The sequence below is a fragment of the Streptomyces sp. NBC_01012 genome (assembly GCF_045162755.1).
GTDB lineage: Bacteria > Actinomycetota > Actinomycetes > Streptomycetales > Streptomycetaceae > Streptomyces.
Genome location: NZ_CP108688.1, coordinates 3,310,923 through 3,326,190, shown reverse-complemented (window position 1 = coordinate 3,326,190; position 15,268 = coordinate 3,310,923). Strand labels below are relative to the sequence as shown.

The window sequence follows — 15,268 nt, the reverse complement described above, 5'->3', positions numbered from 1 at the left end:
CCTCTTCCACGGTAGCGAGGAATTGGCCACGCTGAGTACGCATAGCCACTACTCAGCGTGGAAATGGGGAAGATCATGATGACGGCTACGGAACGGCGCAAAGAAGCAGCGAGCAGAGTGCGGGCGGCGGAGGACGCGGCAGCCCGGCTCCGGGCCGGGCTCGCGGGGGTCGGCGTGAAGCTGCCGTCGCTGCGGATCGACCCGGTGTCGTGCGCGAGCAACGAGCCGACCCCGCTGGTCGACCTCGGCCGGTGCTCGGTCGAGACGGCTCTGCGGCTGAGTGCTGAGCTCGAAGCGAAGGCCGCACATGACAGTTGAAGGACTGGAACCGTGTACGCCTGAGCCGGGGACGTTCGCAGTGGACGGCAGGGACGGACGGATCGGCCGGGTGATGGGCCGAGTCGGACCGTACGTACAACTGCGTCCGCCGGGCGGCGGCGCGGAGTGGGACTGCCCGCCCGAAGCGGTCCGGCCGGCCCCGCCGGGGCTCGTGCTGCGGGCGCGGGTGCGGGAGATCAACCGCGAGGGGCGGCTGCCGTGAGGAGCCGCCGGTGGAGGACCGCGAGGGCGGTGTGCGCCGGCGGCAGGATCAGGGCGCCGGCGAGCAGCAGGGCGATGGCGATCGGGACGAGGAGCCCGACGACGTACGCGGCATAGGTGTTGTCCGGGCCCCACTCCAGGAAGACGGAGACCGTCGCGGAGCGCAGGGGCCGGGCGGCGAGGTGGAGCAGCAGGTACAGCCCGACGGCGAGCGCGCCCAGGGGCAGGGCAAGGGCCATGGTCCGGAACCAGGCGCCGACCCGGCCCCAGGTCAGCGACCAGGAACGGCGCAGGGAGGCCAGGGGCGCGAGGCCCTCCGTCGCGGCGGTGGCCGGGGCCAGGGTCCAGCCGAACCGGAGCACCAGCGTCAACACCAGGCCGAGCAGAGGCAGGCCGTAGCGCAGCAGAGGGAACAGATGGGGGTACTCCCACTTCGGGACGATCGCGGTGTACTCCCGGAACATGGTGGTGGTGAGGTACTCCTCCAGCAGGACGGCGAGCACCAACGGCGCCCACACGCACACGCCCCGCAGCACGTACACACCCAGGACCGCACGGAAGCGCCCGCGCCCCTGCCCCTCGACGCGCCCGCCCGGGTGCCCGTCTGCGACGGCACGCGTGGACGCGGTCTGGATGGCGGTGCATCCGAGGTGGAGCAGGAGGATGAGGAACGGCAGGCAGGCGAGGAGGGTGAGCCACATGTCATTCACCCGGCTGCCGTCGGGGGCGTAGGAGTCCTCGTTGATGTGGGCCCGGATCGCGCCCTGACGGATCGCGGTGAACGTGGGCCAGGTGACGAGGAACGCCACGACCGTCACCAGCAGACCGCCCAGCGCGGCGACTCCGGCGGCACGGGCGGCCTGGCCGTACAGGGCGAGCCCGTCGCGGCGCAGGACGGCGAACGTCGTGCGGACGACGCCGGTTCGTGCCCCGTGCTCCCCTTCGATCTCCCCTTCGATGCGTCGTCCCTCGTCGGGTGTTGCTGCCGGCCCGTGCGTCATGTCTGCTGCTCTTCCGCCGCTTGTCGTCTCTGAGCTGTGGGTTTCTACACAGACAGATGCCGACGGGCCGGCGATCGGTTCTCCGGGCGACCAGGAGTTACAGGATGCGGTAGTTGTCGTAGTAGCCGCTGACCTGGGCGTGGTAGCCGGGGTCGTTCGCGTGCGAGTGCCTGTCGAACTCGGGGGAGTCCTTGATCTGGTCCTTGGTCAGGTCGACGCGTATCTTCTTCTGTTCCGTGTCGATGCCTTTGATCGTGCCTGCCGGAAGCAGGACGTCCTTTCCGAAGATCCAGACTCCGGTATCGACGATGAGATAGGCGGAACCGGCCTTGTCGGATTGCTTGTCGACCTTTCCGATATTTCCGTCCGTCGCCTCGACCGAGAATCCGGTCAGGTCGGCGCCCGCGGTGTGGCCGCTCATGGGCTGAAAGCTCCACAGGTTGTCGCTCATAACTGGCTCCTTCCGCGACGGTCAAATGAGCCGTACCGCTCACCATTTCGGCTGCCCGCAATCATCCCGCCCACACCCGGCGAATTCTGCGGCAGCGAAAAAAGCGGGTGGCTCAGGTCCCGAAGGTCCTGAACCACCCGCGTCGTTGCTGGTCGAGGTCGTCTACCAGCGGTACCAACGGCCGCGCTTGCCACCCGTCGTCGGACGGACGAGAAAGCCGATCAGCCACACCACGAGCACGATCACTGCGATCCACCACAGTGCCTTGAGTGCGAAACCCGCACCGAAAAGGATCAGGGCGAGCAGAAGAACGAGAAGCAGGGGAACCATTGTTATCAACCTCCGCAGCATCTAGTGCCCGGAAAGCAATTCCCTACACACCCGCCCGCTCGAACATGGGATCCCGAGAGGGAGACGTCTCCAGGGTCGAGGGGAGGTTACGGACGCACGAGCGGACGTTTTGCCCGATTCCTGTGTCCGTAACCCCCTTCCCCCGCCCAGCTCAGACGCCCGCTGGTTCCTTCGCGGGGGTGTCGCCGGGGGTGCCGCTTCCGCGGGAGTCGCTGGCGGTGCCGGACCTGTCGCCGGCCGCGACCAGGGACGGGTCCGGCTCCTGGGAGACGTTGAACTCGGTCAGCAGAGCCTGGCTGAAGCCGAAGAAGTACGTCGCCACGAAGCCCGCGACATACCCGACGAGCAGCCCGCCCGCGTAGATCGCGATCGTGGAGCCCAAGCCGTGGTTGCCGTCCAGGAGCGGGAACAGGGCCCAGCCGGACGGGCCGATGGCCGTCGAGCCGACCGAGTCGCCGAGCTGGTTGAACAGCCCCACGAAGCCCCCGCCGAACGCACCGCCCACGCACGCCGTGATGAACGGACGGCCCAGCGGCAGCGAGACGCCGTAGATCAGAGGCTCGCCCACACCGAGCAGACCCGCAGGCAGCGCGGACTTGATGGTCTTTCGGATCGACTCGTTGCGCGGGAGGCGGAGGTAGACCGCAGCTGCCGCACCGACCTGACCCGCTCCGGCCATCGCGAGGATCGGCAGCAGGACTGTGAAGCCCTGCTGTTCGATCAGCGTCGTGTGGATCGGGATCAGGGCCTGGTGCAGGCCCAGCATCACCAGCGGCAGGAAGAAGCCGCCGAGCAGGAAGCCCGCACCCGCGCCGCCCGTGGAGAGCAGCCAGTCGGCGAACGTACCGATGGCGGAGGAGACCTCACCGGCCACGTACATCAGGCCGAAGATCGTGACGAGGCCGGAGATCAGGACCGTCAGGGTCGGAGTGACCAGGACGTCCAGGGCCTCCGGCACCCAGCGGCGGCACCACTTCTCGACGTACACCGCGAGGACCGCCGCGCCCAGCGCGCCGAGGACGCCGCCCTGGCCCGGGGCGAGGGTCTGGCCGAACGCATGGATGTCAGCGACACCGGGGAAGACGATGATCGCCGCGACCGCGCCGCCGAGAATCGGCGTACCGCCGAACTCCTTCGCCGTGTTGTAGCCGACGAAGACCGCGATCAGAGCCATGAAGCCGGAGGCCATCGCAGCCAGGGCGGGGGTGACCGAGGTCAGCCAGCCGAGGTTCACCAGCAGCCCGTTGAGACCGGCGATGATGCCGCAGCCGATCAGGGCCGGGATCAGCGGGACGAAGATGTTCGCGATCTTGCGCAGGAACAGCTTGAACGGGGTGGCGTTCTTCGCCTTCTGCCGCGCCTTGAGAGCCGCACCCTTACCGGCGAGCTCCTCGGCCGTGTGGGCGGGGGCGGGAGCGGAGCCGTCGGCTGCGGGGCCGCCAGACGCGGAGCCGCCGGACGCGAGGCCGTCGGATGCGGGGCCGTCGGACGCGGAGTCGCCGGACGCGGAGCCGTCGGACGCGGGACCATCCGGAACGAGGTTCTCGGACGCCGCCCGGCCCTCCTCGACCAGTTTCTCGAACTCGGGGGTGACCCGGGCGACGGTGCCCGGGCCGAGGACGATCTGATACGTGTCGTCATCGACCACGCCCATCACGGCGGGGACCGCCTTGAGCGCCTCGTCGTCGACAAGGGAACGGTCGTGCAGGCCCAGCCGGAGCCGGGTCATGCAGTGGGCGATCGAGCTGACGTTCGCGGCGCCACCGACAAGCGGCAGGATCGCGGCGGCAGTGGCGCGGTTCTTGTCTTCAGTAGCCATGGTGCGTGGTGCCTTGCTGTGCGAGGAGTGGTGCGTCAGGTGGTTCGGACAGCCGCGAGAGCGGCGCGGAGGTGGCCGTCGGAGTCGGCCAGGAGCGTGGCGGCGGTGGGACCGTCGACCGCCCCGAGAATGGTGAGGATGGCGTTCTTCACCTCGCCGTCGGTGGCGGCGAGCGCCGCCTCGATCTCCTTGTCACCGGCGCCGGTGGCGAGGGAGACGATCCGGCGGGAACGGGCGCGCAGCTTCTCGTTGGAAGCGCGCACGTCGACCATGAGATTCCCGTACGTCTTGCCGAGCCGGATCATCGTGATCGTCGAGAGCATGTTCAGGACGAGCTTCTGTGCCGTGCCCGCCTTGAGACGGGTCGAGCCCGTGAGCAGCTCGGGGCCGACGACGATCTCCAGACCGTGCTCCGCCGCTGCGGCGAGCGCGGAGTCCGCGTTGCACGAAAGGCCGATGGTGAGCGCGCCCCTGCTGCGGGCGTGCTCGACGGCCCCGATGGCGTACGGCGTGCGGCCGGAGGCGGAGATCCCGACCACCGTGTCGTCAGCGGTGAGCCCCAGGGCGTCGAGGTCGGCCGCGGCCAGCTCCTTGCTGTCCTCGGCCCCCTCGACCGCCGTGACCATGGCGGAAGGGCCGCCCGCGATCAGGCCGATGACCTCGGACGGGTCGGTGTTGAAGGTGGGCGGGCACTCGCTGGCGTCGAGCACACCGAGACGTCCCGCGGTGCCGGCGCCCGCGTAGATCAGCCGGCCCCCGCGCGCCATGCGCTCGGCGGTGTCGTCGATCGCTGCGGCGATCTCCGGCAGCTTCTCGGCCACGGCGGCGGGGACGGTGGCGTCCTCGCCGTTCATGATGCGGGCTATCTCCCGCGTCGGCAGCTGGTCGATCTCGGCGAGCTCCGGCCGGAAGGCCTCGGTGGTGAGGGTCGCGAGCTGGGCGCGGAGTTCGCCGTAACCATCGGGAGTGGCTTCGTCGGCATTCGCGTCGGTGGTGGAGGTCATGGACGGTGCTCAGCTTTCTCGTGCTCGTACGGTTCGCGGGTGCGGGTGCGGGTGCGTGGCGTGGTGCGGTGGCGCCGTGGATATGAGCGTGGGCGTGGACGTGGGGTCGTGGTCGTCAGCGAACGCGCGGGGTATGGCGATGGGCGAGCGCCTCGTACGACGCGGACAGTGCGGGCGCCGCCGTCTCGTACGTCCGCTGGGCGACCCCTATGAACAGGCAGTCGACGACGAGCAGCTGGCTCGTACGGCTCGACATTGCGGCAGGCCGCAGCTCGCTCTCCCGCGCGGTGGACGTCGTCAGTACATGGTCGGCGTACTGCGAGACCGGGGCGTCCGGACGGCCGGTGATCGCGATCGTCGCCGCGCCCCGGTCGAAGGCGACCCGAAGCGGCTCTATGACGTCACCCGTCGAACCGGAGTGGGTGATCGCGATGGCCACATCCCCGGACCGCAGCTGCACCGCGTTGGTCACGGCGAGGTGCGGGTCCATGTGCGCGTGGGCTATCAGCCCGATCCGCAGCAGCTTCTGCGCCAGGTCCTGCCCCACCAGGGAGGACGCCCCGACGCCGTAGACATCGATGCGACGCGCGGTCGCGGCTGCGGCCACGGCGGCCCCGAGCTGCACCGTGTCGAGTCCGGCCGCGGTGTCGGCGAGCGTCTGCTGCTCGTCGAAGGCGAGCTTCGTCACGACGTCGGCGATCGGGTCGTCGACCGCGATGTCCGCGGTGACGGCCGGAGCCCGGCCCGACTGCTGGTGGGCGGCGAGGCCGGCGAGCGCGAGGCGCAGGTCGCGGTAGCCCGGGTAGCCGAGGAGGCGGGCCGTGCGGACCACGGTCGCCTCGCTCGTGCCCGTGAGCTCGGCGAGACCGGTGACGGTGAGGGCGGCACACCCGGCGGGGTCCCCTGCCACCGCTTCGGCGACCAGCTGCATCGAACGGGTCATGGACGGAGCGAGGGTCCGCACCTTCGCCGCCAGCGCGGCGGGGGCGGGCGGTGAGTCCGGGTTGAAACTTTCCTTCACGTCATTGGTCACACTTGAAAGTTATTTCCACCCCCCGCTCCCGTCAATCCCTCGTTCCGTGAAGGGAGGTTGAGGACGCGAAAATGGGCGAAATGTCCGTTTGTCCCGTCCTTAATCCCCACCCCTTTCTCCGGGCCACCCCGTGGGCCGCCGCTCGGGGGTGGTGGGGGCGGGACAATGGGGGCATGGAGTTGAACAGGCTGGAGCAGGAGCTGCACACCGCGCGTGCGCTGGTGATGGCCGACCTCGTCGCGGGCGATGTGGCCGAGGCCGGCATCGTCTCGATGGTCGAGGACGCGGTGGTCCACCGGCGATGGTGGGTCGAACAGTGGCCCGAGGGCGTGGCGTTCGTCACGGGGCTCGTGGCGCAGGACGTCCAGGACGCGCTCCTGGAGCGTTACGGGCGCTGGCCGCTGTGCCCGGTGTGTACGGACGAAGGGCCGCACGCTCTGGATGTCGAGCCGGAGCTCGGACCGGATCCGCACTGGGTGTGTACGAAGGCGACGGTGTCCGTCGCGCGGGTGGGCGGGCTCGCCCAGGTGTTCGGCCGGTGAGCGGCCGGTGACCATCTACATCGACCCGCCGACCTGGCCGGGGCACGGCCGCATGTGGTCGCACCTGGTCAGCGATGTGTCGTTCGAGGAGCTGCATGCCTTCGCCGCCTCGATCGGCTGCCCGCCCCGCGCCTTCGAGCGCGATCACTACGACGTGCCCGAGGCGCACTACGCGGACGCGGTGCGCGCCGGGGCGCGGGAGGTCGGGTCGAAGGAGATCGTGCGCCGGATCACCGACGCGGGGTTGCGGAGGCCCAAGGGGCGGCCTGCTTCGCCCGCATCGCCGCCGCCTCCGCCTTCACCAGGTGCGCCAGGTGCACCGACTGCACCGGCCTCGCAAGCCTCGCGCTGAGGGTCGCGGCTTCGCCGGCCTCGCGCTGAGGGTCGCGCTTCGCGCCGCGTCGGTGATCCGGTAGCCGCCGGGCGGCTACGAGGTGACCGATTGGACCGCGCCGGCCGTCCGTTCCGCGTCCGAGTGTGTCGGTGTGCTGCCTGCTACGCGGCGGGACGGCCTGCCGCTGTCGCCGTCGCCGCGTAGCCGCAGGGAGACCGTCACCGTGACGAGGCCGAGCAGCAGCATCGCGGCGCCCGCCCAGGCCGTGGCACGGAAGCCGAAGTCCGCGTCGATCACCGCGCCGCCCAGCCACGGGCCGCTCGTGTTGCCCAGGTTGAACGCGGCTGTCGTCGTCGCACCGGCCAGCGTCGGGGCGACGCCCGCCACGTTGAACATACGGGCGTTGAGCGCAGGGGCCGTGTAGAATGCCGAAAGGCCCAGCAGGAACGCCAGGATGACGACGGCGACCTGGTTCGACGCGAAGAGGGCCAGGGCCACGAGGAAGACCGTCGAGGCGCTGATGCCGGTCAGCAGCACGCCGAAGAGGTGGGCGTCCGCGACGCGGCCGCCGATCGTCGTACCGATCAGTGCGCCGACGCCGAAGAGGGCGAGTACCCACGGCACCCAGCTCGAACTCAGTCCGGCCACGTCCGTCAGCAGCGGCGCGAGATAGCTGAACGCGCAGAACACACCGCCGGCCGCGAGGGCCGTGATCACGATCGACAGCCACACCTGACGGTCGCGGTAGATCGTTACCTCCCGCTTGAGCTGCGGCTTCTCGTCGGGAAGTGGGATGCGCGGGATGCGTGTGACGACACCGGCCAGTGCCACGGCGGAGGCGGCGCCCACTGCCCAGAACGCCGAACGCCAGCCGAAGCTCTCGCCGAGGAAGGCGCCCAGCGGCACCCCCAGCACGTTGGCGATCGACAGTCCGCCGATCATCACGGCCATCGCCCTGGCCCGTTGGGTCACCGGCACCATCGCGATGGCGACAGCCGCGCCCACCGCCCAGAAGCCGGCGCACGCCAGCGCACTCACCACCCGGGAGACGAACAGCACCTCGTACGTCGGTGCCAGCGCCCCGGCGATCTGGCCGAGGCCGAAGACCGAGATGAGCGCGATGAGGGTCGTACGCCGGGGGAGCCGCAGCGTGGCCACGGCCAGGAGCGGGGCGCCGACCACCATGCCGATCGCGAACGCGGATATGAGGAGGCCGGCCTGCGGGATGGAGACGTCCATGTCGTCAGCGATGGGCGGCAGCAGCCCGGACAGCATGAATTCACTGGTACCGAGAGCGAAGACGGAGAGGCCGAGGATGTACACGGCCATCGGCATACGGGCGCGCGAAGAGGGCGGAGTGGGGCTGGGGGCGGGGTCAGGAACAGGGGCGGAAGCTGAGTCGGAGATGGAGTCGGGCATGACAGTGGCCAACAGTGGTTTCAGCCCTGTCATTCCCTGTCATTCCGCCGTCTCAGTGGGTGAGCAGGTCCAGTTCCGTGGTCAGGTTCTGCCTGGCCCTCGGCTCCCACTCCGCCGTCCCGTGCGGTGTACGGAACAGCCGGGGCAGCTCCAGCAGCTGGCGCAGGACGGCGGCGCGGCCCTCGCGGAACGCGTCGTCGGGGACGAAGCCGTACTCCTCCCGCACCTGCGCCGCGTACGCCGCGTAGTCCTTGGGGGCCGATGCCAGGATCGCGAGGTCCGCATCACACAGCACCTCGCCGTTGGTGTCGCCGTCCGCCGGGTCGTGCGTGACCGTGAGCCGGACCAGCCGGGCGACCTCGGCCGTCGCGGTGTCGGGGAGGCCCGCCTCGGGCAGCGCGAGCTCGGCGAGTGCGGCGCTGCGCTCCTCGTTCTCTGAGCGGTCGGGGCGGTACACCGCGTCGTGGAACCAGACGGCGAGGCGCACCAGGTCCGGGTCGGCGGCGTGGCCGGCCAGGGTGTCGACGCGGTCCAGGACCTGGGTGAGGTGGGCGGTGGTGTGGTAGCGGCGTTGGGGTTCGGCCCAGCGGTCCAGGAGGTTGTCGGCGTACGGCAGGGGGTCGGGGCCCGGTGCGCCGCCCCGGGCGGCGACGAGGGCGTCCTGCCAGCGGGTGCGGAGCGCGGTGGCGTCGGTCATGGTCCGAACTGTAGGGCCGGGGGGCTCCTTGCCGGCCGGGGGCCTCGGGGTCCTTGTCGGGCGGGGCGGCCGCTGGTTAGCGTTCGGCCGTGACGGAACCGGCGGAGTCCCCGTATCTCATCGATCTCAACGCGGACCTGGGTGAGGGGTTCGGACGCTGGACCCTCACCGAGGACGAGGCGCTGCTGACCTGTGTCACCAGCGCCAATGTGGCCTGTGGTTTCCACGCGGGCGACGCGTCCGTGATGCGGCGGGTCTGCGACACGGCGGCCGAGCGGGGCGTACGCATCGGGGCGCAGGTCTCCTACCGCGATCTGGCCGGGTTCGGGCGGCGCGCCATGGATGTGCCGGCGGGCGAACTGGCGGCCGAGGTCGCGTACCAGGTCGGCGCCCTGCGGGTGTTCGCGGAGGCGGCAGGGTCCACGGTCTCGTACGTGAAGCCGCACGGCGCTCTCTACAACCGTGTTGTCCGGGACGAGGAGCAGGCCGCCGCCGTCGTCGCGGGCGTGCGGCTCGCGGGCGGCAGCCCTGCGGTGCTCGGGCTGCCCGGTTCGCGGCTGCTCGCCCATGCGGAGGCGGCGGGTCTGACCGCTGTCGAGGAGGCCTTTGCCGATCGCGCGTACACCCCGCACGGCACGCTTGTCCCGCGCGGGGAGGCAGGCGCGGTGGTGCATGACGCGGACGAGGTCGTACGGCGCAGTGTCGGCATGGCCGTACAGGGGGCCGTGACCGGGGTGGACGGCAGCCGGATAGCCCTCGCGGCCAGGTCACTGTGCGTCCACGGGGACACCCCGGGCGCCGCCGCACTCGCCCGGCGGGTCCGTACGGCGCTGGAGGGGGCGGGCGTGCGGATACGGGCGTTCTCATGAGCGACAGAGACGGCTACGGCGGGGACGGCGACGGGGACAGCGGCGGTGACGGCGGGGACGAGGCGAGCAGGGTGGACACGGTGAGCGGGGTGCGTGTGCTGGCCGCGGGGCCGCATGCGTTGCTCGTGGAGCTGGGCTCGGCGGAGGACGCGGAGGCGTTCCACGCGGAGCTGCTGCGCCGCCGGGCCGCCGGGGAGCTCCCAGGCGTACGCGAGATCGTCCCCGGCGCCCGGACGGTGCTGCTGGACGGGGTGGCGGATCCGGCGCTCGCGGGGCGGTTGCGGACATGGACCGTGCCGCCGCTGGAGCGGGGTGCGGGGGAGGTCGTCGAGATACCCGTGGTCTACGACGGTCCGGACCTCGCGGATGTGGCGGGGGCGTGGGGTGTCGATGTCGGTGAGGTGTCCCGCATCCATGCCCGTACGGAATTCAGGGTGGCCTTCTGCGGGTTCGCGCCCGGCTTCGGGTATCTCACGGGCCTGCCCGCGCACTTGAACGTCGAGCGGCGGGCCACGCCCAGGACCCGGGTGCCGGCCGGGGCGCTGGCCGTCGCAGGGCCGTACACCGGGGTCTATCCGCGCCCCACGCCCGGCGGTTGGCAGCTCATCGGCCGGATGCCGGGTCCTGAGGCCCTGTGGAATCCGGGGCGGGAGCCCGCGGCGCTGCTCAGGCCCGGGGCCCGGGTGCGCTTCGTGCCGGCGGAGGTGCCCGGGTGAGCCAGGCGCCTGAACCAGGGCTGGAAGTGGTCAGAGCCGGCGCCCTGACCACGGTGCAGGACGACGGCAGGGCCGGTTTCGCGCACCTCGGCGTACCGAGGTCCGGGGCGCTGGACGGGCCCGCACGGCGGCTGGCCAACCGGCTGGTCGGCAATGCGCAGGACGCGGCCGTGCTGGAGACCACACTCAGCGGGTGCGCGGTCCGGGTCACCGGAGCGCGGCCGGTGCTCGCCGTCGTCGGCGGAGCCGGATGCCGCGTCATCGTGGACGGCCGTCCCGCAGCCTGGGGCGCGCCGGTCCTGGTGCCCGGGGGCGCGGTGCTGGAGGCGGGGCCCGCGGAGTACGGGCTGCGCGGCTATCTGGCGTTCGCGGGCGGCCTGGTACCCGAGCCGGTGCTCGGCAGCCGATCCGCCGATCTGCTCTCGGGGCTCGGCCCGCCGGTCCTGCGCGAGGGCGACGTCCTGCCGCTCGGCCCGCCGCCGGTCCTGCGTGGGGGTGACGCGCTGCCGCCGGGGCGGTCCGGCGGTGTCCCGTGCGCCGACACCGTCCCCTGGCCGGGAGTCCCCGCCGAACTGGTGCTGCCCCTGCACCGGGGCCCGCGCGACGGCTGGTTCACCGAGGATGCCCTGCGCACGCTGACGACCGCCGTGTACCGGGTCTCGGAGCGGAGCAACCGGATCGGGCTGCGCACGGAGGGACCGGCCCTGCGGCGCGCGAGGGACGATGAACTGCCCAGCGAGGGCATGGTGCTGGGCGCCGTGCAGGTGCCGCCGGACGGGCATCCCGTGGTGTTCCTCAACGACCATCCGACGACGGGCGGTTATCCGGTCGTGGGCGTGATCGCCGAAGCCGCGCTGGCGGGGGCGGCGCAGGCGGTCCCGGGGACCCCCGTGCGATTCGTACGGGCGTGACGGGAACCCGGATGCGGGGATCGGCCAACAGGAGATGACCGAGCCCGCCTCTTCGAGGGAAGCCCATGTGCGCAGGAGCCGACCAGTGACCGCCCCACCGGGCCTCGAAGTCCGGCAGCCGACCGAACACCCCGGTGCCGAAGGGACGAAGGGGGCAGAGGGGGCGGAAGGGGCGGAGACGGCGTGGAAGCGGAAGCCGGAGGGGGTGTCGCGGGAGACGGAGGGGGTGGCGCGGGAGGGGGAGGCGCGAGAGGCGGAGGGTGACTGCGCCGAGTCCGATGCCTCGGTCGTTCGGCGGTCCTTGGAAAACCCCGACGCCTTCGCCGCACTGTTCGACCGGTACGCGCAGGACATCCACCGGTACGCGGCCCGGCGGCTCGGCACCGAGGCGGCCGACGACCTGATGGCCGAGACCTTCGTGATCGCCTTCCAGCAGCGCCGACGGTACGACCTTTCGAGGCCCCAGGCCCGGCCCTGGCTGTACGGCATCGTCACGAACCTGGTGGGAGGGCATCGGCGCGCCGAGGCCAGACGGCTGCGGGCGCTGTCACGCGCCGCGTCCACCGGCCCCGGCGACGGGAGCGGCGACGCGAGCGGTGAAGGCGAGCCCCTGGCGGACCGGGTGGCCGCCAGGGTCAGCGCCGAGGGCGTACGCGGTGAACTCGCCGGCGCACTCGCGGCGTTGCCCGCCCGCTACCGGGACGTGCTGCTGGTCATCGCCTGGGGCGACCTCGACTACGCGGAGGCGGCAGAGGCACTCGGTGTGCCCGTGGGCACCGTGCGCTCGCGGCTGCACCGGGCCAGGAAGAAACTCCGTGAGGCGCTGGGCGGTTCGGATCCCACCCGCCTGTACGACGAGCACGAGGAGCCCGGCCATGGATGACCTCACCGCGCTGCGGGAGCTGGAGGCCGATGTGCCCGCGCTCACCACGGACGCCCGTGCCGCGGGCCGCGCCCGGCTGGCGGACGCCATGGAACGGGAGGGCCGGCGGACCGGCCTGCTGTCCAGGCGGCTGGTGCTGCGTACCTCCTTCACCGCGCTGGCAGCCGCAGCGGCCGGGACGGTCGTCGTGGCCAAGGGCGGCCCCGACGGTGCCACCGGCGGTCGGGACGGTCGGGGCGGTCGTACGGGCGGGTCCATGCTGTCCGCGGCGCAGGTGTTGCACCGCGCGGCGGACCGGACGCGCGCGGACGGCGCCGGGACGAAGGCGCCGCGTGACGACCAGTACCTCTACGCCATGGAGGTCTACACGCGGACCCCGCTGAAGAGCGGGAAGCAGACGACGCACATGGACGAGTTCTGGATCTCCGTGGACGGCTCCCGGCTCTCCCGGTACGTCTACAGCGGGCGGGTCAAGGACGAGCCCCCGGATGCCCACTCGGTGCAGTGGCCGCCCACCGAGTACGCGAAGCTGGCGAAGCTGCCGACCGATCCGAAGGTCCTCCTGCGGGAGCTCGGGCACGGGGGCCTGTCCACGGAACTCGACGTGCAGTCGGCCTACATGGACCTGGTCATGCTGATGCGGGGTCCCCGGGTCATGCCGCCGGGACTCCAGGCCGCCGCCTTCGACGCGCTCGCCGAGCTGCCCGGCATCGTGCTGGAGGACGACGAGGTGGACGCGCTGGGCCGGCACGGGATCGGGGTCTCGCACCGCCGGGCGTCGTTCGGCCCCGTCTTCGAGCGGGACACGTACGCCTACCTGGGGCTGCGGATGGAGGGCGTGAAGGGGGCGCGCTCGGCCGGCAAGGAACTGACGGGCGGCGAGAAGTACATCGAGGTCAGGGCGCTCGTGAAGTCCGGCGTCGTGGACGGTCTCGGGCAGCGGCCCCGCTGACGTACGCATCAGAGCCGGGGGCAGGGCGGTCGGGGGGCCGGGCCTGCCCCCTTTACGTTACCGAAGCGTAACTTACCGACGAGTTACCTCGGGTAACTCCGCAGTGCTAGCTTGCGCTGACATTCATCGGAGCAGAGCGAGGAGTGAGCCGTGAGTCCGCGCAAGACCACCCGTTCGAGCTCGACCGTGAACACCCCCCACCTCCCGGACCTTCAGGAACCCCGTCGGCCGGGACGCCGTACGGGCCGCCTGTTGGTCGCGTCGGTGGCCGCAGCCTGTCTGGGCGCGGTGGCCCTGCCGGCCTCCGCCGCCGACGCCGCTGCCGGATCGACGACGGCCGCCTCCCGGGGAGCGGCCGTCCCCGACTTCTACGACCCGCCGGCGCAGCTGCCCTCCGCCGACGGGGACCTCGTCCGTACGGAGGAACTGCCCCTCGGGCTGAGCCTCCCCGGCCTGGATGGCCGTCAGATGCCGGGCACCGCGACGCGGCTGATGTACAAGTCCACCGACGCGGGTGGCGGGCCCGTCGCCGTTACCGGTGCGTACATCGAGCCGTCCGCGGCCTGGAAGGGCGACGGCCCCCGCCCCCTGGTGGCGCTGGCCTCGGGGACTATGGGCCAGGGCGACCAGTGCGCCCCTTCGCTGGCCCTCGAACACCCGCTGAGCATCGGCGAGGGCACGGTGTCCATCGGTTACGACAACATCGCGGTCTACCGCCTCCTCGCATCCGGCGCCGCCGTCGTCGTCACCGACTACGCAGGCCTCGGCACGACCGACCGGCTCCACACCTACGTCAACCGCGTCGACGAGGGTCACGCCCTCCTGGACGCGGCCCGCGCGGCCCGCTCCGTCGCGGGTGCCTCGATCACTCCCGACTCGCGGGTCGGGCTCTACGGCTACAGCCAGGGCGGCGGCGCCAGTGCGGCGGCGGCCGAACTCCAGGCGTCGTACGCACCCGACGTCAACCTGGCGGGCACCTACGCGGGCGCTCCGCCCGCCGACCTCACCGAGGTCATGAAAGGCATAGACGGCAGCGCGCTCGCGGGTGCGCTGGGCTGGTCGATCAACGGGTTCGCCCAGTCCGACCCGTCCCTGGAGGCGGTCGTCGAGGCCAACACGAACGACGCGGGCAAGGCCGCGCTGAAGGACACCTCGACCATGTGTGTGGGCGACGCGATCCTCGGCTACGCCTTCACCAACAGCAAGAAGTGGACCGCGAACGGCAAGCCGCTCGCCGACATCATCGCGGCCGAGCCGAAGCTGCAGGCGATCCTCGACCAGCAGCGCATCGGCAAGCTGAAGCCGACGGCTCCGGTGCGGCTCGCGACCGGAGTGCACGACGACATCGTCGGTCACAAGCAGGCCAGGCAGCTCGCGGTGGACTGGTGCGGTCGGGGCGGTGACGTGACGTACAAGGCCGTCCTGCTGCCCAACCTCGGCGACAAGATCCTCACCAATCACATCGCCCCGCTCCTCGCAGACCAGGGCAGCGCCATCTCGTGGCTGACCGACCGCCTCGCCGGCAAGAAGGCATCCTCCAACTGCGCGTCGATGCCGATCCAGCCCTGAGGTTCTCCACCCTCGGGGACCCTTTCCCCTGTCCCTTCCCCGTGCCTTCTGCGATCCCTGAGGCCGCGGCGCGTCCGATCACCGGATGCCGCCGCGGCCTCGCGTATCTTCACGTGTGCGTTCACATGGGGAGCTGCGCCTCGGGTGGCGGACCCGTAGTCTGGTTATTGGACTAGA

At 71.5% G+C, this 15,268-nt stretch carries 18 protein-coding genes; 10 read left to right on the top strand and 8 right to left on the bottom strand.

Annotated elements, in window-relative coordinates; all coding sequences use genetic code 11:
• Positions 1-78: 78 nt before the first annotated feature.
• Both OG623_RS14865 and OG623_RS14860 read left to right on the top strand, forming a co-directional pair.
• Entirely contained in the window at positions 79-318 is a 240-nt protein-coding gene (locus tag OG623_RS14865; protein ID WP_406151829.1) for a hypothetical protein, read from the top strand.
• Positions 308-541 (top strand): hypothetical protein, encoded by a 234-nt coding sequence (locus OG623_RS14860; RefSeq protein WP_362893006.1) that lies wholly within the window; start codon positions 308-310, stop codon positions 539-541. Before OG623_RS14865 ends, OG623_RS14860 begins: the two co-directional genes overlap by 11 nt.
• Here the strand turns inward: OG623_RS14860 and OG623_RS14855 are convergent.
• The 6 genes from OG623_RS14855 to OG623_RS14830 form a co-directional block, all read right to left on the bottom strand.
• On the bottom strand, positions 516-1,541 hold the full coding sequence (locus tag OG623_RS14855) for a hypothetical protein (protein ID WP_406146931.1): 1,026 nt from the start codon (positions 1,539-1,541) through the stop codon (positions 516-518). The two genes, OG623_RS14860 and OG623_RS14855, sit on opposite strands and share 26 nt — an antisense overlap.
• Positions 1,542-1,638: 97 nt before the next feature.
• Positions 1,639-1,992, bottom strand: coding sequence for a PRC-barrel domain-containing protein (locus tag OG623_RS14850; RefSeq protein ID WP_406146930.1), 354 nt, complete (start codon positions 1,990-1,992; stop codon positions 1,639-1,641).
• Between the two features lie 162 nt (positions 1,993-2,154).
• Positions 2,155-2,322, bottom strand: coding sequence for a hydrophobic protein (locus OG623_RS14845; protein ID WP_406146928.1), 168 nt, complete (start codon positions 2,320-2,322; stop codon positions 2,155-2,157).
• Between the two features lie 172 nt (positions 2,323-2,494).
• Positions 2,495-4,162 (bottom strand): PTS transporter subunit EIIC, encoded by a 1,668-nt coding sequence (locus OG623_RS14840; protein ID WP_406146927.1) that lies wholly within the window; start codon positions 4,160-4,162, stop codon positions 2,495-2,497.
• A 35-nt stretch (positions 4,163-4,197) separates the two neighbouring features.
• Positions 4,198-5,166, bottom strand: a complete 969-nt coding sequence (murQ, locus tag OG623_RS14835) for an N-acetylmuramic acid 6-phosphate etherase (RefSeq protein ID WP_406146925.1) — start codon at positions 5,164-5,166, stop codon at positions 4,198-4,200.
• A gap of 115 nt (positions 5,167-5,281) precedes the next feature.
• A complete protein-coding gene (locus OG623_RS14830) occupies positions 5,282-6,199 on the bottom strand; it encodes a MurR/RpiR family transcriptional regulator (protein ID WP_406146924.1) in 918 nt (305 codons plus the stop codon).
• A 173-nt stretch (positions 6,200-6,372) separates the two neighbouring features.
• Here OG623_RS14830 and OG623_RS14825 point away from each other — a divergent pair, with 173 nt between their 5' ends.
• Together OG623_RS14825 and OG623_RS14820 are read left to right on the top strand one after the other, a co-directional pair.
• The gene (locus OG623_RS14825; protein WP_406146923.1) at positions 6,373-6,741 is read left to right on the top strand and encodes a hypothetical protein; all 369 of its coding nucleotides are present in this window, start codon (positions 6,373-6,375) and stop codon (positions 6,739-6,741) included.
• A 7-nt stretch (positions 6,742-6,748) separates the two neighbouring features.
• A complete protein-coding gene (locus OG623_RS14820) occupies positions 6,749-7,093 on the top strand; it encodes a DUF4031 domain-containing protein (RefSeq protein WP_406146922.1) in 345 nt (114 codons plus the stop codon).
• A 75-nt stretch (positions 7,094-7,168) separates the two neighbouring features.
• Here the strand turns inward: OG623_RS14820 and OG623_RS14815 are convergent, their stop codons facing one another.
• Positions 7,169-8,410 (bottom strand): Cmx/CmrA family chloramphenicol efflux MFS transporter, encoded by a 1,242-nt coding sequence (locus OG623_RS14815; RefSeq protein ID WP_406146920.1) that lies wholly within the window; start codon positions 8,408-8,410, stop codon positions 7,169-7,171.
• Between the two features lie 136 nt (positions 8,411-8,546).
• Positions 8,547-9,191 (bottom strand): hypothetical protein, encoded by a 645-nt coding sequence (locus OG623_RS14810; protein ID WP_406146919.1) that lies wholly within the window; start codon positions 9,189-9,191, stop codon positions 8,547-8,549.
• Between the two features lie 119 nt (positions 9,192-9,310).
• Here OG623_RS14810 and OG623_RS14805 point away from each other — a divergent pair, with 119 nt between their 5' ends.
• The 6 genes from OG623_RS14805 to OG623_RS14780 all read left to right on the top strand — a co-directional run bounded on the left by OG623_RS14805 (position 9,311) and on the right by OG623_RS14780 (position 15,091).
• Positions 9,311-10,060, top strand: coding sequence for a LamB/YcsF family protein (locus OG623_RS14805; protein ID WP_406151828.1), 750 nt, complete (start codon positions 9,311-9,313; stop codon positions 10,058-10,060).
• An 80-nt stretch (positions 10,061-10,140) separates the two neighbouring features.
• Positions 10,141-10,776, top strand: a complete 636-nt coding sequence (locus OG623_RS14800) for an allophanate hydrolase subunit 1 (protein WP_406151827.1) — start codon at positions 10,141-10,143, stop codon at positions 10,774-10,776.
• Positions 10,773-11,687, top strand: a complete 915-nt coding sequence (locus OG623_RS14795) for a biotin-dependent carboxyltransferase family protein (RefSeq protein WP_406146918.1) — start codon at positions 10,773-10,775, stop codon at positions 11,685-11,687. The genes OG623_RS14800 and OG623_RS14795 overlap by 4 nt, the downstream gene beginning before the upstream one ends.
• A gap of 226 nt (positions 11,688-11,913) precedes the next feature.
• On the top strand, positions 11,914-12,570 hold the full coding sequence (locus OG623_RS14790) for an RNA polymerase sigma factor (RefSeq protein WP_406151825.1): 657 nt from the start codon (positions 11,914-11,916) through the stop codon (positions 12,568-12,570).
• Positions 12,563-13,522: a CU044_5270 family protein gene (locus tag OG623_RS14785; protein WP_406146917.1), complete on the top strand. Its 960-nt coding sequence runs from the start codon at positions 12,563-12,565 to the stop codon at positions 13,520-13,522. Before OG623_RS14790 ends, OG623_RS14785 begins: the two co-directional genes overlap by 8 nt.
• Positions 13,523-13,672: 150 nt before the next feature.
• Entirely contained in the window at positions 13,673-15,091 is a 1,419-nt protein-coding gene (locus OG623_RS14780; RefSeq protein WP_406146915.1) for a lipase family protein, read from the top strand.
• Positions 15,092-15,268 lie beyond the last annotated feature (177 nt).